Raw genomic sequence first — 17,378 nt, 5'->3', positions numbered from 1 at the left:
GCGAATTTGCGAAAGGAAACGAGCCCGTCATGATTCTGCCTTGGCTAATCCTGATCCCCTTCATCGGCGGCCTGCTGTGCTGGATGGGTGAGCGCTTCGGCGCTACCCTCCCCCGCTGGATTGCGCTGTTGACCATGACCCTGGAACTCGCCCTCGGCCTCTGGCTGTGGGCCCACGGTGACTATTCATTTGCGCCGGCGCCTGGCGCCGATCCGACCTGGGCGCTTGAGTTCAAGCACGTCTGGATCCAGCGCTTCGGCATCAACGTGCACCTGGCCCTCGACGGCCTGTCGCTGTTGATGATCCTGCTGACCGGTCTGCTGGGTATCCTCTCGGTACTCTGCTCGTGGAAAGAGATCCAGCGTCACGTGGGCTTCTTCCACCTGAACCTGATGTGGATCCTGGGCGGCGTTGTCGGCGTGTTCCTCGCCCTCGACCTGTTCATGTTCTTCTTCTTCTGGGAAATGATGCTGGTGCCGATGTACTTCCTCATCGCGCTCTGGGGTCACAGTTCTTCGGACGGCAAGAAAACCCGGATCTACGCCGCGACCAAGTTCTTCATCTTCACTCAGGCTTCCGGCCTGATCATGCTGGTGGCGATCCTCGGTCTGGTGCTGGTCAACTTCAACAACACTGGCGTGATTACTTTCAACTACGCCGATCTGTTGAAGACCAAGATGTCGATGACCACCGAGTACATTCTGATGCTCGGCTTCTTCATCGCCTTCGCGGTCAAGCTGCCAGTTGTACCGTTCCACTCCTGGTTGCCTGATGCCCACGCCCAGGCGCCGACCGCCGGTTCCGTCGACCTCGCCGGTATCCTGCTGAAAACCGCGGCCTACGGCCTGCTGCGTTTCGCCCTGCCGCTGTTCCCGAATGCCTCGGCCGAATTCGCGCCGATCGCCATGACCCTCGGTCTGATCGGGATTTTCTACGGTGCATTCCTGGCGTTCGCGCAAACCGACATCAAGCGTCTGATCGCCTTCTCGTCCGTGTCCCACATGGGCTTCGTGTTGATCGGCATCTACTCCGGCAGCCAACTGGCGCTGCAAGGTGCAGTGATCCAGATGCTGGCACACGGTCTGTCGGCCGCGGCACTGTTTATCCTCAGCGGTCAGCTGTACGAGCGTCTGCATACCCGTGACATGCGTGAGATGGGCGGTCTGTGGTCGCGTATCGCTTACCTGCCGGCGATCAGCCTGTTCTTCGCCGCCGCGTCGCTGGGCTTGCCGGGTACCGGTAACTTCGTCGGCGAGTTCCTGATCCTGATCGGTTCCTTCGCCAGCGCGCCATGGATCACCGCGATTGCCACCTCCGGTCTGGTGTTCGGTTCGGTCTACTCGCTGATCATGATCCACCGTGCCTACTTCGGTCCGTCGAAATCGGATTCGATCCTGCACGGCATGGACGGTCGCGAACTGACCATGGTGCTGGGCCTTGCGGTGCTGCTGATTTACCTCGGCGTCTACCCGCAACCGTTCCTCGACACTTCCGCCGCCACGATGCATGGCGTGCAGCAGTGGCTCGGCACCGCCTTCACTCAACTCGCTTCGGCCCGGTAAGAGCGCTATGGAATTCACGATTCAACACTTTATTGCGCTTGCGCCACTGTTGATCACCAGCCTCACCATTATCGTGGTGATGCTGGCAATCGCCTGGCGCCGCAACCACTCGCAGACCTTCCTGATCTCGGTCGCCGGTCTGAACCTGGCCTTGCTGTCGATCCTGCCAGCCCTGAAAGTCGCGCCTCTGGCCGTGACTCCTTTGCTGCAAATCGACACCTTCGCCTGCCTGTACATGGCGCTGATCCTGGTCGCCACCCTCGCTTGTGTAACCCTCGCCCATGCCTACCTCGGCGACGGCGGTTCGGGTTACCCGGGCAACCGTGAAGAACTGTACCTGTTGATCCTGATGGCCGCCGCCGGTGGTCTGGTTCTGGTCAGCGCGCAGCACCTGGCCGGTTTGTTCATCGGTCTGGAACTGCTGTCGGTGCCGGTCTACGGTCTGGTGGCTTACGCCTTCTTCAACAAGCGTTCGCTGGAAGCCGGCATCAAGTACATGGTGCTGTCGGCCGCCGGTTCCGCGTTCCTGTTGTTCGGTATGGCCCTGCTCTACGCTGACGCCGGCACCCTGAGCTTCGTCGGTATCGGTCAGGCGCTGGCTACCACCAACCTGCCGAGCTCGCTGGCTCAATTGGGTCTGGGCATGATGCTGATCGGTCTGGCATTCAAGCTGTCGCTGGTACCGTTCCACCTGTGGACCCCGGACGTCTACGAAGGTGCTCCGGCACCGGTCGCCGCGTTCCTTGCCACGGCGTCGAAGGTTGCCGTGTTTGCGGTGATGGTGCGTCTGTTCCAGATCTCCCCTGCCGCGAGCAGTGGCGTGCTGAGCGACGTACTGAGCGTGATCGCCGTCGCCTCGATCCTGTTCGGTAACCTGCTGGCCCTGACCCAGAGCAACCTCAAGCGTCTGCTCGGTTACTCGTCCATCGCGCACTTCGGCTACCTGCTGATCGCGCTGGTGGCGAGCAAGGGTCTGGCGGTGGAAGCCATCGGCGTGTACCTGGTGACTTATGTGATCACCAGCCTCGGCGCCTTCGGCGTTATCACCCTGATGTCCTCGCCGTACAACGGTCGTGACGCCGACGCCCTGTACGAGTATCGCGGCCTGTTCTGGCGCCGTCCGTACCTGACCGCGGTACTGACCGTGATGATGCTGTCCCTGGCCGGTATCCCGCTGACCGCTGGCTTCATCGGCAAGTTCTACATCATCGCCACCGGTGTCGAGTCGCACCAATGGTGGTTGGTCGGGTCCTTGGTACTGGGCAGCGCCATCGGCGTGTTCTACTACCTGCGCGTAATGGTCACCCTGTACCTGATCGAACCGAACCTGCGCCGCCACGACGCCCAGCTGCACTGGGAACAGAAGGCAGGCGGTGTAATGCTGCTGGCCATCGCCGTGGTCGCGTTCTTCCTCGGTGTGTACCCGCAGCCATTGCTGACCCTGGTTCAGCAGGCGGGTCTGGCGGGCTGATTGCTCGGCTGGCTACAAGTGAAAACGGCACCTTCGGGTGCCGTTTTTGTTTTACGGGTTCCATGTAGCAACAAATAACCTGTGGCGAGGGAGCTTGCTCCCGCCAGGACGCGAAGCGGTCCCGCTGTTCAGCTGAGAAGCGGGGCCTGCTACGCAGTCCAGCGGGAGCAAGCTCCCTCGCCACAATGGCATCACAGTTTCTTCACCATCGGTACACACGCCAGTTGCAGCCCTGAAGGTGATTGGTAAATCGCACTCCCCTCCCCGACGTAACCGCAGCTCCGGTAAAAATCGGCAGCGTTCAACGTTGCGTCCAGACACACCTCTGCCAGCCCCAGCTCCCTTGCCAGATCTTCAAGAAAGTGCAGAACCTGTTTGCCCAGTCCGCGCTGCATGAAATCCGGATGAATGAAGATTGCACCGATTTCACGGTACTCCAGATCAAGCATTCCGGTTGCCACTGGCTCGTCCTCAACCCAGCCCAGATAGAAATGCTTTTCCATGAGCGTGTCGTAACCGTCTTCAGCCGAGCCCTTGGTCCAGTCGTGCATTTGCTGTTCGGTGTAGGCACCGATGCATTGATGCCTGATCGCCAAGCGTCGTATGTCGAATGCGGTTTGGGCGTCATTCGCGGTGGCTCTTCTGATGTCGAACATTTCTCTCTCCTTGAGCCATGTGCGGACGGGGCAATGAAAAAGCCCCGTCCATTGCTGGCGGGGCTTTGGGTAACACGTCAAATGACAAACACGTATGACCTCATGGCCCGCCGGAAGCGGTCATGGAGGAGCACATCATGTTCATTCGAAGTTGGACAGTCATGGGGCGATAGTGCTGCGGATTGTTCCGACACGTCAATTGCCAAGCCTCCTCGCTACTCAATCGAACGTTCTCACCACACTCGTCGATTCGTCCTACAGGTGTTTTTACGACCGGCGTCTACCGTTGAAAAAGGGACGAAAAGCAAGGCCAGGAGGCCTTGACCAATTCGATTATCGAGACAACACTATACGTAGGTAACGTACAGAACATGGATGCTCTATTTATCGAATTACCTGTATTTCAGAAGCACCGAGACGACTATCTGGATGACGATCTGTTTCGCAGCTTTCAATTGGAGTTGCTGAAAAATCCGGAAGCGGGCGATCTCATCGAGGACACAGGCGGGCTTCGTAAAATTCGCTTTAGCGACCAACGAAGAGGGAAAGGCAAGCGCAGCGGATTACGAGTGATTTATTACTGGTGGTCAGGCTTCGATCAGTTCTGGCTCTTTACCGTCTACAACAAAAACGAGCAGGACGATTTGACGCCTGCCCAGAAAAAACTTTTCAGAAAAACACTGGATAGAGAACTCAACGCGAGAAGCCACTATGAAACGTGACATTTTTTCCGAACTGATGGATGGACTGGAAGCACTGGCCGATGAACGCCAAGGCAAAATCACCTTGCGTACCCACAAGGTTCAGCTGCCAAAACTGATGCCGATCACTGCTGAGGAAGTGGTAGCCATCCGCCAGCAACTTAATCTCTCCCGGTCAGTATTCGCGATGTATCTACGCACCAACACGCGAACGCTGGAAAACTGGGAGCAAGGACGAGCAACGCCCAATGCTCAGGCCACAACCCTGATCCGTCTGGTCGAGCGTTTTCCACAGACAATCGAACAACTCGCAGCCCTGACCTGATAGAGGGTTTTCATTCCAGCCACATGACGAAATTGTAATTCCCCCATCACCTTGGCGTTATCCGCAGCTTGCAACGATATGACCCGGCGACCACTGCCGGCGGGCCTTTGCCCGTCGAACAATAAAACCACGCCGACGCACGTTCCCGTTCTGCCGAACCCAAGGAGTGTTTGATGGTTAACAATACAAAAATGTCGATGGCCGCTTTAGCGGTGGTGGTCGGCACCGGGCCGTCCATGGTGTTTGCAGAAGACAAGCCTGAGGGCTTTGTCGAGGGCAGCAGCCTGACGGTGCTCAACCGCAACTTCTACTTCAATCGTGATCATCGCAACGGCCAGTCCAGCCCAACCGGCAACGGTTATTCCGAAGCCTGGTCGCATGCCGTGATCAGCAAGTTCGAATCCGGTTTCACCCAAGGCACCGTCGGGGTTGGAGTCGATGCGTTTGCGATGATCGGTCTGAAGCTCGATACCGGTGACGGGCGCAACGGCGGGCGCAGTTCGTTTGATGTGTTGCCGGTCAACAGCGACGGCGAAGCACGGGACGAATACACCAAGGTCGGTGGCGCTGCGAAAATTCGGGCGTTCGATACGGTGGTCAAGGTTGGCGATGTGTTCCCGGCCAATCCGGTGGTCGCGGCGGGTGACTCGCGCTTGCTGCCGGAAAGCTTTCGCGGGGTGACGGCAAGCAACACCAGCATTGAAGGTCTGTCGGTGCAGGGCGGTCGGTTGCACGCGATGAGCCAGCCGGTGTCGAGCGACATGCGCGAGAACTTCGCGACCTTCTACGCAGGCCCAGTCAATTCGCCGTGGATCGCGTATGGCGGCGGTGATTATGTGCTGAACAAGAACCTCAGTTTCAGCCTGTATTCCAGTCGCCTCAAGGATGCCTGGAACCAGTATTACGCCGGCACCGCATGGACCTACCCACTGTCGGATGACCTGTCGCTGTTCGGCGGCTTGAACTATTACAAGGCAGTCGACGAAGGCAAACAACTGCTCGGCGAATTCGACAACAACATCTGGAGCGGCCGCGTCGGCGTGAAACTCGGCGCGCACTCCGTCGCCCTCTCCCACCAGCGCAACAACGGCAACGACGACTTCGATTACCTGCGCCAGTCGGACTCGATCTTCCTCGACAACTCGATCCAGTACAGCGACTTCAACTCGCCGAAAGAACGTTCGTGGATGGTGCGTTATGACCTCGACATGAGCACTTACGGCGTACCCGGTCTGTCGTTCATGACCCGTTACGCACGTGGTACCGACGCTGACTATTCAAAGGCTAACGCCGTGTACATGCGCCGCGATGCCGAGGGCAATCCGCTGACCGATCAGAAACGTTGGGAGCGTGATATCGAAGTCAAATACGTGGTGCAGAGCGGTTCGATGAAAGACCTGTCACTGCGCTTGCGCCAAGCCACTACCCGCGCCACGGCGTTCGAGTCGGATCTGGATGAAGTGCGGGTGATCGTCGAGTATCCGTTGGCGATTCTCTGAGTTTCCCCGAGCAATACCATTCACCTTTAGAGGCTCCTTGCTCCTTTGGTCAGAGGTGAATTTTTTGGCGCCCTTCGGGGCGCCTTTTTTGCTCTGCGGTCGCGACATAATCAACCCGCTATCGAGACAACCTGGCGGATAGCTGATTAATCCAAGCTTTTAGCGTAAAGGCAGCATCAGTGTTATAGGGGAAATGTCGGGGCACGGAATGAATCCCGCGTACTTGATATAAAAGCTCGACAGCCGATCATTCAAGGGATGAACAATTATCGCGCTGGATCCGATCGACTGAGACGCGTTGAGAGCTCTTTCAATCGCATCTTGCAGTAAATCGATGGCGAAGCCCTGGCCCTGAGCTTCCCGTGTTACGCCCATACGTCCCAATAGAGTTACCGGATGGACACTGGGCGAGTTGCGTTGACGGCTTTTCGGCATGACGCTGGCGCGGGCGACTGATCCGCTGGATAGCGTGTAGTAGGCCATCACATTCGACGTGCCTTTGAGGCAACTGACGTACACAACAGCCTGCTTGGTGGATTGGGCTTTTCGCGCCTTCCTCTGCAGGTATTGGTCAATGGTCACCTCACCAGAATCGAAGGCATCAAGTTCGTGTTGGTCGTTGAGCTTCTCGGGCGCGGTCAACTCCAACGTTTTGGACGAGCGAGCAGTTGGTGCAGGCATTCGTTACCTCGAGCCGGATTGGCTTCAATAGCCTGTTCGAATGCGTCAAATGCGCTGTCGTCGAGAAGGAACAGTCGTTTATCCAGAATCACCTCTTCAGCTTTTTGGCAGGCAGCTTCCAGGATAAAACTTGTGCGATCACGACCAGACATGGCGGCTGCCAAATCGATCAGATTACGTTTCTTTTCGTCCGCTCTCATGTTGATTGGAACGGGTTTGGATTTTTCAACGCTTTCAGTTGTGGACATTGTTCTGTTTCCCATCTGGGTAGGTGATGTTGGAGCTGGAGCCTCCTTATGGCGTTAGCACATCAGCTTTTGTTTATTTTTCATTTTCTGACTCCTTGAGTGGCCCGGAGAGGTTTAGGCCATGCTCTTAACGTGAGATCTAACGTTTGAGGTGCGAAGCCATGAGAGCGACTTCGGAGTCGATTCTATACCGACCGTGTAGCTAATGCATATACGCGTATAGCTTTCAGATACACGGTCATTTTATTCAGGTCTGGCGAGAAAAGGATCCTCGTCAAAGGACCTTCGCCTACGTCGCGACGTCCACGTTATCCAGCGCTTTGTTCACCGCCAGTTCACCGAGCATGACCACCTGCGCGATGCCGAGCAGCGTCTTGCGATGCGTGCCCTCCAGCAACGCGGCGAAGTCGCCGAGCATCACAGTGGCCGAGGCCAGGGATTCGCAGGCGTTGGCCAGCAGGGATTCGGTGTCGGCGTTGGGGTTGACCAGGAACAGCGCGTTGGCGGTGTAAGGCGTGGCCATGATGGGCGCTGCGGGGTTGAGGTAGTAGTCGAGGGCGCGCTCGGCGGCTTCATGGAGTTTGTGGGTGTCGATGGCGGCGTAGGGGGATGTTGGATCGGGGTCTGCAGCAGCGTTCGCTTCGGGCGGATTGGGTGTTGGCTTTTTCATAATGTTTTCACTCAGCTTGACGGTGGAGCTGGCCCTTTCGGTTCCACGCGAAGGGGTGGCAGCTGTACGCAGGTTGGAACCCGGGTAACTGAGCAAAACCCGACAGACTCGAAGTCTCCCGCGCACAGCCGCCATAACGGAGTGCACACATGAAAGTGCGCAAGCATACGTCATGAACAGTGCGTTTTGCTTCAGTTAAGCCGAGGGGTTCCAATCCCGATCGCTGATTTGGCAGCGACCCACACAGGCTAGAGAGCGGACGTCCGAGGGACAACCTGAAAACATTGTGGGAAGGTTCAGCTTTTCCCACACAACCTTTAAACATTCCGAATCTAAATACAGATCGTGATACTAAAAATGTGCCCCGTGTAGGAGCTGCCGAAGGCTGCGATCTTTTGACTTTGAAGACCAAGATCAACAGATCGCAGCCTTCGGCAGCTCCTACAGGGATTAGGTGTTGGTTAGCCACCACTGTTGCGGCACACGCCCGCCACGCTGTACTTGAGCGTATTGAGCTGCCCTTGCGAGTCCTCGTAGGTCATGGCGGTCGGCACCACCGAGCAAGCCGGCTGCGGCTTCACCACGCTGACGATTTTCACCACGTCGAGCTTCATGCCGTATTCATATTCCTTGACCACCGGCGCCGCTTTGCCCTGCTCGGCGGCGTATTGCTCCATGGCTTTGGCGTTGGCGCTGAACGCACGCTCGAAAGTGCGATCGCCGCCGCCTTCAGCCAGTGCATTTACCGACATCGCCATGACGCCGGCGAAGGTCATCCATTTGATCAACTGCATGTTTACTCCTCCGTAAAAAAGCCCGGCATCGGCACACGACAACGGGCTTGTTCCAGTGCGCCGGGCTTACAGGTCTTTGGTCTTGTCGTCTTTCTTCTCGTTGACCACGACCGGGTCGCGGGCCTGTTCCTTGGCGACGAACAGCTCCATGGAACGGTCATTGGCGGTCATCATCCGATCGAAGGTGCGGTCACCGCCGCCTTCGGCCATGGCCAGGGACGACAACATCAGGGCGACTGCGAAGGTGCTCAGTTGGGCGAATTTCATGGTTGATTCCTCGTTTAAGTAGCTGACGGGATCAAGGTAACAAGGCGCACCTTTCGTGACGGTGGCGGGGGAATTACATATCCGTTATCTGCCGGATCAGTGCACGGAACCCATGTGGGAGCGGGCTTGCTCGCGAAAGCGGTGTGTCATCCAACATTGATGTCGACTGACACGGCCTCTTCGCGAGCAAGCCCGCTCCCACAAGGGATCACCTATTCAGACGGTACGGTGTCCTCATCCCGGCGATGGGCGATCTGGTACAGCGCGGGCAATATCAGAAGCGTGAGGATCGTCGAGGACAGAATCCCGCCGATCACCACCGTCGCCAGCGGCCGCTGCACTTCGGCACCGGTGCCGGTTGCCAGCGCCATCGGAATAAACCCCAGCGACGCCACCAACGCCGTCATCAACACTGGCCGCAACCGCGTCAACGCGCCGACATTGATCGCCTCCGTCAGCGACCTTCCTTCCTCACGCAAATTGCGAATGAACGCAATCATCACCAGCCCGTTGAGCACCGCCACCCCGGACAACGCGATAAACCCCACGCCTGCGGAAATCGACAGCGGAATATCCCGCAACCACAGCGCCATCACCCCGCCAGTCAAGGCAAACGGAATCCCGGTAAACACCAGCAAGCCGTCCTTGAGGTTGTTGAACATCATGAACAGCAACCCGAACACCAGCAGCAACGCCACCGGCACCACAATCTGCAGGCGCTTGGCCGCTGATTGCAGTTGCTCGAACTGCCCGCCCCAACTGGTCCAGTACCCGGCCGGCACCTGCACCTCGCGCTCGATCAGCACACCCGCCTCGCTGACGAACGAGCCGATATCGCGCCCGCGCACGTTGGCGCTGACGATCACCAGGCGCTTGCCGTTTTCGCGGCTGACCTGGTTCGGCCCGAGCACCAGATCGAGGCTGGCGACGTCCTTGAGCGCGATAAAACCGATCTGATTCGCCGCACCGCTCAACGCCGGCACCGGAATCAGCAACGCCGACAAGCCGTCGATGTCCTTGCGCATGGCGTCGGACAAGCGCACCACCATGTCGAAGCGCCGATCACCCTCGTACAAAGTGCCAGCCTGCCGTCCCCCCACTGCGACGGCGATGGTGTCCTGTACATCGCCAACGTTGAGGCCATAACGCGCCGCCTTGTCGCGGTCGATATTGATGGTCAACACCGGCAACCCGGTGGTCTGCTCGACCTTCACTTCAGCGGCACCGTTGACCTTTTGCATTACCGCCGCGATCTTCGCCGCCGTGGCGTTGAGCACGTCCATGTCATCGCCGAACACCTTCACCGCGACGTCGCTGCGCACACCGGAGATCAGTTCGTTGAAGCGCAGTTGAATCGGCTGCGACAGTTCATAGTTGCTGCCCGGCAGCGTCGCGGCAGCGGCTTGCAGCTCGGCCATCAGGGTTTCGCGGGACTTGTTCGGGTCTGGCCACTGGTCCTTGGGTTTGAGCATCACGTAGCTGTCGGAGATGTTCGGCGGCATCGGATCGGAAGCGATTTCCGCCGTGCCGGTGCGGGCGAACACCCGTTCAACCTCCGGCACTTTGGCCAGGATCAGCGTCTCCAAACGCTGTTGCATGTCCACCGATTGCGTCAGGCTGGTGCCCGGCACGCGCAGCGCTTGCAGGGCAAAATCCCCCTCACTGAGGCTCGGTACAAACTCGCTGCCCATGCGGCTGGTGAGCACGCCGCTGAGCACGATCACCCCCAACGCCGCGCCCACGGCCACCGTGCGATGGGCCATGACCCAGGCCAGCGCCGGCGCATACACCCGACGTGCACCGCGCATCACCACGCCCTCTTCTTCCTTGACCTTGCCGGTGACGAACAGCGCAATCGCTGCCGGCACAAAGGTCACCGACAGCAGCATCGCACCGAGCAGCGCGATGACCACGGTGAACGCCATCGGGTGGAACATTTTCCCTTCGACGCCGCTCAGGGCGAAGATCGGCAGGTACACCACCATGATGATCAACTGGCCGAAAATCAGCGGTCGCCGCGCCTCTTTCGCCGCCGCAAACACTTCCTTGAAACGCTCGGCACGGGTCAACAAACGCCCGTGATGCTGCTGCGCGTGAGCCAGGCGGCGCAGGGTGTTTTCGACGATCACCACCGCGCCGTCGACGATGATGCCGAAGTCCAGCGCGCCGAGGCTCATCAGGTTGGCGCTGACCTTGTTACTGAACATGCCAGTGAAGGTGAACAGCATCGACAGCGGAATCACCATCGCCGTGATCAGCGCGGCGCGGATGTTGCCGAGGAACAGGAACAGAATCGCGATCACCAGAATCGCGCCTTCGACGAGGTTCTTTTTCACCGTGGCGATGGCTTTGTCGACCAAGTGCGTGCGGTCGTACACCGGCACGGCGATCACGCCTTGTGGCAAGGACTTATTGATCTGTTCGAGCTTGCTGGCCACCGCTTGCGAGACCGTGCGGCTGTTCTCGCCGATCAACATGAACACGGTGCCGAGCACCACTTCCCGACCGTTTTCCGTGGCTGCGCCGCTGCGCAATTCACGGCCGATTTCCACGGTGGCGACGTTCTTCACCCGGATCGGCGTGCCGTCGACATTGGCCATGACGATGTTGGCGATGTCCTCGGTGCTCGCCACTTGCCCCGGTGCGCGGATCAGCAACTGCTCGCCGCTGCGCTCGATGTACCCGGCGCCGACGTTGGCGTTGTTGCGCTCCAGCGCGGTGACCAGATCGGTGAGGGTGAGCTTGTACGCGGCAAGGCGTTTCGGATCGGGCGCGATCTGGTATTCCTTGGCAAACCCGCCGATGGTGTTGATCTCGGCAACGCCCGGTACGTTGCGCAATTGCGGCTTGATGATCCAGTCCTGAATCACCCGCAGATCGGTCGGCGTGTAGGCTGTGCCGTCGTCCTTCAACGCGCCTTCCTTCGCCTCCACCGTCCACAGAAAAATCTCGCCGAGGCCAGTGGAAATCGGCCCCATCAGCGCTTCCGCGCCTTCGGGCAATTGCTCCCTGGCGATCTGCAGACGCTCGTTGACCAGTTGGCGGGCGAAGAACAGGTCGGTGCCGTCCTTGAAGATCACCGTCACTTGCGACAGCCCCGAACGCGACAGCGACCGGGTCTGCTCCAGCGCCGGCAAACCGGCCATCGCGGTTTCAATCGGGAAAGTGATGCGCTGCTCGGTTTCAAGCGGTGAGAACCCGGCGGCGCCGGTGTTGATCTGCACCTGGACGTTGGTGATGTCGGGCACGGCGTCGATCGGCAGTTTCTGATAACTGGCGATGCCGAGGCCGGCCATGAGCAGAACGGCGAGCAGCACGATGATGCGCTGCTCGATGGCAAACTGGATCAGGCGTTCGAACATGGTGACCTTCCAGAATTAATGACTGTGCTCGGCTGAGGCTTTGCCCAGCTCCGACTTGAGGACGAAGCTGCCGGCGCTGGCGACTTGCACGCCCGGTTCCAGCCCTTGGGTGACTTCGACGTGGCCGGCGGCGCGGCTGCCCAGCTCCACCGCCTGCGCCTTGAAGCCGTCGTCGGTTCGGACGAATACCGTGGGTTTGTCCTCGACGGTCTGGATCGCGGTTTCCGGTACGGCGACTTGCGCTTCGCGGCTGTCGGTCGCCACCCGCGCGCTGACGAACAGCCCGGGGCGCCACGAGCCCTGCGGGTTTTCCAAGGTGACGCGCACGGTCGCGGTGCGGGTTTGTTCGCCGAGCAGACTGCCGACGTAAGCCACGCTGCCGGTGACTTGCGCGTTCAATTCCGGCGCGCTGACAGTCACCAGTTTACCCACCTGCACCCTGGTCAGATCCTTGGGCGAAACGCCGAAGGTCACCCACACCCGGGACAAGTCCGAAAGGGTGAACGCGGCGGTGGTTTCATCGACCACCTCCCCCGGCGTCAGGTGTTTTGCCACTACCACGCCGTCGAACGGTGCGCGCAGTTCGTAGCGATTACCGCCGGTGGCGACCACGCTGCCGCTGAGCACGCTGATTTTTTGCCGGGCGTTGTTCATGGCGATTTCCGCCTCTTCCAACGCCTGCTTGGCCTGGAGGAAATCCTGTTCGGCGGAAATCTTGTCCTGCCAGAGCTTTTTCTCGCGCTCGTAGGTGGTACGCGCCAACGCCAAGCGACGTTGCGCGGCGGCCTGTTCGCTGCGCTGATCGGAGATCTGCTGACTGGCGATCACCGCCAGCAACTGGCCCTTCTTCACGGTTTGCCCGAGGTTGACCGCCACCGACTCGACCACCCCCGGCACGCGCGGCACGACGTGTGCCGTGCGGTCCTCGTCGAAGCGCACTTCGCCGGGGAACGACAGGCCGAGACTGATGCTCTGCGCCCGCGCCTCGGCCAGTTGAATGCCTGCGGCGGCGATCTGCTCAGCGCTCAATTCGATGTGGCCTTCTTCGGCATGTTCGCCTTCGGCGGCAGCGCCCTCCTCGGCGTGATCGGCGTGTTCGGAGGCCTCATCGGCATGCGCGTCGATATTTGAATTGGCCGGCCACATCGAACCGAGGCCAATGCCGAGCGCCAAGGTCGCCACCGCGACCACCATCAGTTTTTTATCCATGGAAACTCCTCTGCGCCGTGCCATCGCGCAGTTATCTGAAAAGTGAAATTCAAGGGCTGACGCTGAGGTCGCCGAAGATCCGTTCGAGGCGCACGCGGGCGTCGGTCGCCTCGCTGACGGCCTGGATGTATTGGCTGCGCGCGGCAATCAGGGTGCGCTGGGCGTCGAGTACGTCGAGGAAAGCGAACTTGCCCATTTCGAAACCACGGGTGGCGCTGTCCACTGCGCTTTGTGCGGCAGGCAGGATGGTCTGGTTGAACGCGTTGACTTCGCCATTGGCGGTCTGCCATTGCTCAAAGCTGGTCTGGACTTCAGTGCGCAAACGCAGCTCGGTGGCGTTGCGCAGATCCCGCGCCTGATCGCTGCGCCGTGCGGCGGCGAGCACGTTGCCCTGATTGCGGTTGAACAGCGGAATCGGCATCGACAGCCCGACCACGTTGACCCGCTCGCGCTCGGTTTCGCTGTACTGGCTGCCGATGCTCACCGTCAGATCAGGAATGCGCTGGGACTTTTCCAGGCCCAACGCGGCTTCGCGCTGATCGATCTGCAGTTTCGCCAGACGCAGCTCGGCGGTCTGGTTCAGACGCTCGAGCAAACGCCCGGGCGGCGGCAGCGTGGCGAGGTTTTGCGTGGCGGCCTGGACGTTGGTCGAAGTCGGCAACGGTGCGCCCATGACCTGCGCCAGTTGCTGATAGGCGTTGGCCTGATCGCGCTCGGCGCGGCTCACCTCCAGGCGCACTTCCGAGAGCTGCACCTGTGCTCGCGTGCCCTCGACCGGCGACGATTTGCCGGCCTCGATCCGCCCCTGAGCGACGCGCAAACCGTGCTCGGCCAGTTGCAGTGACTGACGCGACAGCTGCAAACGTTGCTGCGCGGTTTGCGCACTGTTGAACGCCTGAATCACGTCGGCGCGCAAGGCATTGCGCTTGCGCTCCAGCTCGATGCCGGCGGCGTCCTGCGCACGGCTGGCGACATCAACGCGCGCACCGCGTTTGCCGCCCAGTTCAATCGGCTGGCTGAGCATCACCGTAGTGGTGCGCGAGTCGCGCCGGGTGTCTTCGGCCTCCCACGACACCTCGGGATTGGGGATCAGCCCGGCCTGTTGCCGATCGCCCTCGGCAATGCCGATTTCCCACTGCGCGGCGGCGAGATCGGGGTTGCCGGCGAAGGCACTTTGCAGCGCCTGATCCAGTGTCAGGGTCGATGCGCTGGCCAAGCTGCTGCCAACCAGCAACAAGAGGCCGCTGGCAGCTTTTTTCAGGCGTGATCGCGCCGTCAGTTCAATTAGACCGGGCAATGGAGGACTTCCTTTAATTCAGGATTTTTCGATGCCGCCACGTTAGGGTTTTGAACTTATCGACAAGGTGACTGGAAAATTACAAATCCGTTATCCACGGTTCAGCAAAGTTGTTTTGTTCTAGGATGCGAAGTGCAAACGGCTTTGCCGAAATACATGGAAACAAATACTCGGTAGTTATCTGCTGAACAGCACTTGCCTGAATGCAATACATGTCTGCTGGGGCATTCAGGCTGCGACAGGCTGTCGCGGATGGCCGTTTAAAGGCCTCCGAGATTGACCCTGTAGCCACTACAGCCTTTACCGTGTTCGTCATTCAGTTATTGAACAGCGTCCGGAAGACCTTACAAAAACCATAACTTTCCTGGCCACCTTAATTAAATATCCCTTAAATAAAAGTGGTGAAAGATCATGCGAATCCTTGTCGTCGAGGACGAGCTTAAAGCTGCCGAATACTTGCATCAGGGTTTGACCGAAAGTGGTTATATCGTTGACCACGCCGCCACTGGCGCCGATGGCTTGCATCTGGCGCAACAGCAGGCGTATGACCTGATTATTCTCGACGTGAACCTGCCGGAACTGGATGGCTGGGGCGTGCTGGAACAACTGCGTCGCACCCACTCGACGCGGGTAATGATGCTCACTGCGCGCGGGCGGCTGGCGGACAAGATTCGCGGTCTGGACCTGGGCGCCGACGACTATCTGGTCAAGCCTTTCGAGTTTCCCGAACTGCTGGCGCGGGTGCGCACCCTGATGCGCCGCAGCGAAAACATCCCGCTGCCGCAGGTGTTGAAAGTCGCCGATCTGGAACTCGATCCCGGGCGTCATCGGGCGTTTCGCGGCGAGCAGCGTATTGACCTGACCACCAAGGAATTCGCCCTGCTGCATCTGCTGATGCGCCAGTCCGGTGAAGTGCTGACGCGCACACAAATTATCTCGCTGGTGTGGGACATGAATTTCGACTGCGATACCAACGTTGTCGAAGTGTCGATCCGCCGTTTGCGGGCGAAGATCGACGACCCGTTCGACAGCAAACTGATCCACACCCTGCGCGGTGTCGGTTATGTGCTGGAGGCACGGGAATGAAGCCCTCCAGCCTGTCGATGCGCCTTGGTTTGACAGTGAGTATTCTCGGCGCGCTGTTGGTGGTGTTTCTGGCGATCCTTGCCTACTTCGCGTTGACCCATGAACTGAATTCGCTTGCCAGAGACAGTTTGGAAAAGAAGATGGCGCAGGTGGAGCACAGTCTGTCGTTGTACGTCGATGCCAATGAAATCACCGGCAAGCCGCATATTCTGCTCGATCAGGTGATGGGACATGACAACCTGACGCTGACCATTTACGACCGACTCAATCATCGCTCGCCGCTGCTCAAATCCGGCTCGGGATTGAGCGAACCGCGCGTGGAACTGAAAGCGGTGCGCGCCACCACCGATCAACTGGCTTACAGCGACAGCACCGACGCTGAAGGCAAGAAATTCCTCACCGCCTCGAAACTGATTCGCCTCAAGGACGGCAACAGCGTGCCGGTGCTGCTGTCAGTGGATAACGCCCACGATGAGGCCCTCCTCAGCGCCTACCTGCGCTCGACGCTGATTGCCTTGCCGTTGCTGCTGGTGTTTATCGGCCTGACCGCGTGGGGCGCGGTGCAGCGTGGTTTGGCGCCGCTGCGCGAGTTCCGCAAAGTAGCGGCGATGGTCTCGACCCAGGACCTGGAACATCGATTGTCCGTGGTGAACATGCCGCAGGAGTTGAGTGAACTGGCGCAAGGCATCAACTTCATGCTGCATCGGCTGGATGCCGGGGTGCAGCAGTTGTCGCAGTTCTCTGATGACCTGGCGCATGAGTTGCGTACGCCGATCAACAATTTGATGGGCAAGGCGCAGGTGACCTTGTCCCGCGAACGCACGACCGAGGAATACAAGGATGTGCTGGTGTCCTGCACCGAGGAACTGGAGCGGGTAGCGCGGATTGTTTCGGACATGTTGTTTCTCGCGCAGGTAAGTCATCCGTCGGCGCTGGCGCCGTTTGAAGCGGTGGCGCTGGAAGTTGAAGTGGCGAAGGTGGCGGAGATGTTTTCCTTGTCGGCGCAGGACAAGCAGATTCATTTGAATGTGCTCGGCAGCGCACAGGTGATGGGGGATCGATTGATGATTCAGCGGGCGATTTCCAATCTGCTGTCGAATGCGCTACGCCACTGCCCGAACGGGAAAACCGTGACGTTGCTGATCGAACAAGGAGCGACCCAGGCCTCCCTGCTGGTCAGCAACCCCGGTGCCGGGATTGAGGCGCAACATCTGCCACATCTGTTCGACCGCTTCTACCGCGTCGACAGCAGCCGCTCGCGCTCGCAGGGCAGCACCGGATTGGGGCTGGCAATTGTGCGCTCGATCATGAGCCTGCATCAGGGTGTGGCGGAGGTTAAGAGTTTGCCGGGGGCGATGACGGTGTTCCGCCTCGCTTTCCCTGCGGTGCCATCAACGGCCCCATCGCTTGCAGGCAAGCTCCCACAGTGATTTGCGGGGTACTCAGGTTTTGTGGACACCACTGAAACCTGCAGGCCTTCGCCCGCTTGCGATGGCGGTGGGTCAGTCGATATTTTTGTACGATTTTTTACCGATTTGCTCCCGTCCCCA

The 17,378-nt window shown here is 59.3% G+C and carries 16 protein-coding genes; 7 read left to right on the top strand and 9 right to left on the bottom strand.

Annotated elements, in window-relative coordinates:
• Positions 1–29: 29 nt before the first annotated feature.
• Both nuoM and nuoN read left to right on the top strand, forming a co-directional pair.
• On the top strand, positions 30–1,562 hold the full coding sequence (nuoM, locus tag AC1RBR_RS10595) for an NADH-quinone oxidoreductase subunit M (protein WP_095138922.1): 1,533 nt from the start codon (positions 30–32) through the stop codon (positions 1,560–1,562).
• A 7-nt stretch (positions 1,563–1,569) separates the two neighbouring features.
• Positions 1,570–3,033, top strand: coding sequence for an NADH-quinone oxidoreductase subunit NuoN (gene nuoN / locus AC1RBR_RS10590; RefSeq protein ID WP_095138920.1), 1,464 nt, complete (start codon positions 1,570–1,572; stop codon positions 3,031–3,033).
• 191 nt (positions 3,034–3,224) lie between these two features.
• On the opposite strand, the gene AC1RBR_RS10585 is transcribed toward nuoN, so the two are convergent.
• Positions 3,225–3,689 carry a GNAT family N-acetyltransferase gene (locus AC1RBR_RS10585; RefSeq protein WP_492564258.1) on the bottom strand — a complete coding sequence of 155 codons (465 nt, stop codon included), beginning with the start codon at positions 3,687–3,689 and terminating at the stop codon, positions 3,225–3,227.
• A gap of 371 nt (positions 3,690–4,060) precedes the next feature.
• Between AC1RBR_RS10585 and AC1RBR_RS10580 the strand changes: the two genes are divergently transcribed.
• From AC1RBR_RS10580 to AC1RBR_RS10570, 3 genes are all read left to right on the top strand, one after another.
• Positions 4,061–4,411: a type II toxin-antitoxin system RelE/ParE family toxin gene (locus AC1RBR_RS10580; protein ID WP_007964869.1), complete on the top strand. Its 351-nt coding sequence runs from the start codon at positions 4,061–4,063 to the stop codon at positions 4,409–4,411.
• The gene (locus tag AC1RBR_RS10575) at positions 4,401–4,715 is read left to right on the top strand and encodes a helix-turn-helix domain-containing protein (RefSeq protein WP_007964870.1); all 315 of its coding nucleotides are present in this window, start codon (positions 4,401–4,403) and stop codon (positions 4,713–4,715) included. Before AC1RBR_RS10580 ends, AC1RBR_RS10575 begins: the two co-directional genes overlap by 11 nt.
• Positions 4,716–4,888: 173 nt before the next feature.
• Positions 4,889–6,214 carry an OprD family porin gene (locus AC1RBR_RS10570; RefSeq protein ID WP_492564256.1) on the top strand — a complete coding sequence of 442 codons (1,326 nt, stop codon included), beginning with the start codon at positions 4,889–4,891 and terminating at the stop codon, positions 6,212–6,214.
• Between the two features lie 159 nt (positions 6,215–6,373).
• Here the strand turns inward: AC1RBR_RS10570 and AC1RBR_RS10565 are convergent, their stop codons facing one another.
• The 8 genes from AC1RBR_RS10565 to AC1RBR_RS10530 form a co-directional block, all read right to left on the bottom strand.
• Positions 6,374–6,895, bottom strand: a complete 522-nt coding sequence (locus AC1RBR_RS10565) for a GNAT family N-acetyltransferase (RefSeq protein WP_052510612.1) — start codon at positions 6,893–6,895, stop codon at positions 6,374–6,376.
• Entirely contained in the window at positions 6,853–7,143 is a 291-nt protein-coding gene (locus AC1RBR_RS10560) for a type II toxin-antitoxin system TacA family antitoxin (RefSeq protein ID WP_041073246.1), read from the bottom strand. Before AC1RBR_RS10560 ends, AC1RBR_RS10565 begins: the two co-directional genes overlap by 43 nt.
• A gap of 289 nt (positions 7,144–7,432) precedes the next feature.
• Positions 7,433–7,813 carry a DUF6124 family protein gene (locus AC1RBR_RS10555; RefSeq protein ID WP_492564255.1) on the bottom strand — a complete coding sequence of 127 codons (381 nt, stop codon included), beginning with the start codon at positions 7,811–7,813 and terminating at the stop codon, positions 7,433–7,435.
• 461 nt (positions 7,814–8,274) lie between these two features.
• Positions 8,275–8,607 carry a DUF2790 domain-containing protein gene (locus tag AC1RBR_RS10550; protein ID WP_095138902.1) on the bottom strand — a complete coding sequence of 111 codons (333 nt, stop codon included), beginning with the start codon at positions 8,605–8,607 and terminating at the stop codon, positions 8,275–8,277.
• 66 nt (positions 8,608–8,673) lie between these two features.
• Positions 8,674–8,874, bottom strand: a complete 201-nt coding sequence (locus AC1RBR_RS10545) for a co-regulatory protein PtrA N-terminal domain-containing protein (RefSeq protein WP_492564253.1) — start codon at positions 8,872–8,874, stop codon at positions 8,674–8,676.
• Between the two features lie 212 nt (positions 8,875–9,086).
• Positions 9,087–12,236, bottom strand: coding sequence for a CusA/CzcA family heavy metal efflux RND transporter (locus AC1RBR_RS10540; RefSeq protein WP_492564251.1), 3,150 nt, complete (start codon positions 12,234–12,236; stop codon positions 9,087–9,089).
• A gap of 15 nt (positions 12,237–12,251) precedes the next feature.
• A complete protein-coding gene (locus tag AC1RBR_RS10535) occupies positions 12,252–13,445 on the bottom strand; it encodes an efflux RND transporter periplasmic adaptor subunit (RefSeq protein ID WP_492564249.1) in 1,194 nt (397 codons plus the stop codon).
• Positions 13,446–13,494: 49 nt separating this feature from the next.
• Positions 13,495–14,742: a TolC family protein gene (locus AC1RBR_RS10530; RefSeq protein ID WP_492564247.1), complete on the bottom strand. Its 1,248-nt coding sequence runs from the start codon at positions 14,740–14,742 to the stop codon at positions 13,495–13,497.
• A 411-nt stretch (positions 14,743–15,153) separates the two neighbouring features.
• On the opposite strand from AC1RBR_RS10530, the gene AC1RBR_RS10525 reads away from it, so the two are divergent.
• Together AC1RBR_RS10525 and AC1RBR_RS10520 are read left to right on the top strand one after the other, a co-directional pair.
• Positions 15,154–15,828 carry a heavy metal response regulator transcription factor gene (locus AC1RBR_RS10525; RefSeq protein WP_492564245.1) on the top strand — a complete coding sequence of 225 codons (675 nt, stop codon included), beginning with the start codon at positions 15,154–15,156 and terminating at the stop codon, positions 15,826–15,828.
• Positions 15,825–17,258 (top strand): heavy metal sensor histidine kinase, encoded by a 1,434-nt coding sequence (locus AC1RBR_RS10520; RefSeq protein ID WP_492564243.1) that lies wholly within the window; start codon positions 15,825–15,827, stop codon positions 17,256–17,258. Before AC1RBR_RS10525 ends, AC1RBR_RS10520 begins: the two co-directional genes overlap by 4 nt.
• Positions 17,259–17,378: the final 120 nt, after the last annotated feature.

The sequence above is a fragment of the Pseudomonas sp. GW823-FHT01D03 genome (assembly GCF_058798255.1).
This window is presented reverse-complemented; position numbering and strand designations above follow the sequence as displayed.